Genomic DNA, 2,977 nt, shown 5'->3' with positions numbered 1-2,977 from the left:
ACCACCCCTGGTGTCCGCTGAACCGCCGGCTCAGGCCCATTCAACGGCATTGAGGTTGAAGGACGAGCTCACGGACTCATGGGTACGAGTGGACGGCTACGGGAGCGTCCACCGCTGGTTGGCGCCGCCGTTGCAGTCCCAGATCACCAGCTGGGCGCCGTTGGTGGTCGTGGATCCCGGGGCGTCCAGGCAGCGGCCCGACTGGACGCCCTTCAGGGTGCCGTCGGGCTGTGCCGCCCACTGCTGGTTGGCGCCGCCGGTGCAGTCCCACTGAATCACCTGTGTCCCGTTGGCGGTGCCCTGGCCGGTGACGTCCATGCACTTGCCGTTGTGGGTCAGGGTGCCGTTGGACCAGGTCCATACCTGCGCGCTTCCTCCGTTGCAGTCCCACAGCTGCACCGGGGTGCCGTTCGCGCTGGAGTCGTCCTTGGCGTCGACGCACTTGTCGACCAGGCCCGAGGTGATCGGGCCGACGTGGGACGAGGCGGTGCCGGGGGTGAGGGCGAAGTTGTCGAACTGGTCGGTCCGGTATCCGGTCACACCAAGGCCGGCCTGCCCGTTGGTGTAGCTGGAGTCGGTGACGGTGCCGACGGTGACGCCGTCCACCGCCGCTGAGAGGGTCGAGCCCTCCAGGGCGAACGCGACAGTGTGCCAGCTGCCGGTGCCGAGCGCGGTGGTCCTGCCGCTGGCCAGTGTGGTGAAGGTCCACTTGGCGTCGCTCTTGTCGATGGACCAGGCGCCGGTATCGCTCACGCGCAGGTGATAGGCGTTCAGGCCGTTGTTGTTCTTGGCCTGCTGGTTGACGCGGCCGAGCAGTTCGACGCTGCCTTCCTTCTCAAGCATGGTGTCGACGGTGACGGTGTAGTTGCTCCACGTGCCGTCACCCATGACCGTGTACGGGGCGTTGTAGGGTTCGTCGGTCCATCGGATCGGCGTCGTCGGGGCCATCTGGCGCAGACAGGTGCCCGAACGGCCGCCACCGCAGGCCACGGTCTGGAACGCGCCGTTCATGTCGGAGAAGTACTTCGGCGACGTGGTGGTGGCGGGGGTCTCGAAGGTGTCCGCATACGGCAGGTCGAGTGCGCCGGGTGCCGGCGGGGTCGCGGTTCCCTTGCCCTGGCCGGTCGTGGTGGTCACGGTGTAGACGTAGCCGGGCTGGAGAGTGAGGTTGAACTTGCCACCGCGCGGGGTGATGTCCTGCTGGCGGACGAACCAGCTCGCCGAGTCCCCCGACTTGACGTCGGTGGCCCAGACGTGGACCCGGCCCCTGGACAGGCCGCCCTTGACGGTGAACCCGGCGCTCTGGGCGGCTGTGGCGTCCATGGTCTCGATGACCGTGCTGTAGTCGGAGTTGTTCGTCGACTTCATCGTCACGTAGCTGCCGTTGGTGCGGTTGCCGCCGAGGTATCCGCCCGCGGAGTCGATGTAGTGCCAGCCGGGTTGGGTGAACTGTGTGGTGTGCGCGGTCACCCAGGCGGTCTTGCCGATTTTGTAGTTGCCGGACCAGGGCTGGTTGGCGATGGACATCCCGTCGGTGGAGAAGTTGAGGTTCGGGTAGAGCGCGGCGATGACCGGCCAGTTGAAGTAGGCGGTCATCTTCCCGTCGAGGTAACCGCGGTTGATCGACCGCGCCACGGCGGGCGCGCCGGTGTCGGTGTCCTGGGAGCCGTTCTCGCTGGCCCACAGCGGCTTGCCGAGACCCTGTGCCGTGGCGGTGCTGGAGCAGGTGGTGTAGGCGCCGAGGTAGCCGCACGGATAATGGACGCCGACGACGTCGACAGCGTCGTTGAACGCCGGGTCCTTGGCCATGTCGTCCGCTACTTCCCAGCCGCTGTCCGAGGCGACGACCTTGGTCGCATACCCGCGCGAGGTGAGTGTGGCCTTGAGTTTCTTGTACCAGGCCTCGTCGTAACCGCGCTCGTTCCAACCGCCGAGGTAGTCGATCGTCAGGTCGTGCTTCGCCGCGCAATCCATATAGGACATCAGATAGTCGATGGTGTCCTGGGACCAGAAGTTGCCGCCGCCGATCCAGCCGGGGGCGCCCCAGGACAGCGCAGCGAGCTTGATACCGGGGTTGCGGGCCTTGGCCTGTTCTGCCATCCACCACTCGTAGCCCTGGTTGCAGTCGACGGTGCCGGCCGTGTGCATGTGACTGGGCTCGGCACCGTCGGTGGAGTTGGTGTCGCCGCCGATCTCCAGCTTGAGCAGTTGGAGCGAGGCGCCGTAGCCGGGCTTGAAGAGGTAGTCGAGGAGATCGCTTCGCTGCGGCTCCGGGTAATCGGCCAGGAGTCGGGAGTTCCCGCCGCCGCCGGAGATGGCGCCGACACCGTCGAAGGTCAGGCCCGGCTTGGTGCCGTCGATGGTGATCGAGGTCGGCGGCGTGATCGAGGTCGGCGGCGTGGGCGCGGCCTGCGCGACGGTGGGAGCGGCCAGGCCGGTGAGCGTGCTCAGCAAAAGGCTCGTCACTGCGGCGAGCGTGCGCCAACGACGCACTGGTGCCCGAGTCATGCTGACTCCTTCGGGATTCGGATGCCTGAGGGCCTACGGCGCGCTGAAGACCTGGAGAGAACCCGAACTGCCGGGAGAATCACGCCGCATCCCCACGAGGCGCATGGGCGGGAAGTTGCTCGAACACGCCAAATATGAAGTCTGAATAAACAGATGTCAACGCTTAGTAACATAATCGCGCACACCTATTCAGGTGAGCCGTAACGCCCCGGCAGGGGTACTGCCGTGGCTGCCACCCGTCCGCGCGCACTGCCGGCTGCGCACACGGGGAGTCGGCTGGATCGGCTGACGAGGTCCGCGCCGGACGGCCGGGCCGCGATGCCCGGCCTTGCGGTAATCTGGATTTGTTGAATTGTGATGCTTTCCGTGTGTCTACCATGACGTTCATGGTGGAGTCGGCACACAGACGATCAGGGATGGGCTTGTGACGGACGCAGGACTGCTCGCACCCCAGCGCAGGGCACTGATT

The 2,977-nt window shown here is 66.4% G+C and carries 1 protein-coding gene; it reads right to left on the bottom strand.

Annotation, left to right across the window (positions count from 1 at the left end):
- Positions 1–96: 96 nt before the first annotated feature.
- Positions 97–2,508 carry a ricin-type beta-trefoil lectin domain protein gene (locus AB0915_RS38865; protein ID WP_366696085.1) on the bottom strand — a complete coding sequence of 804 codons (2,412 nt, stop codon included), beginning with the start codon at positions 2,506–2,508 and terminating at the stop codon, positions 97–99.
- Positions 2,509–2,977 lie beyond the last annotated feature (469 nt).

The sequence above is a fragment of the Streptomyces sp. NPDC048411 genome (assembly GCF_040704695.1).
In the GTDB taxonomy this organism is placed as follows: domain Bacteria; phylum Actinomycetota; class Actinomycetes; order Streptomycetales; family Streptomycetaceae; genus Streptomyces.
This window is presented reverse-complemented; position numbering and strand designations above follow the sequence as displayed.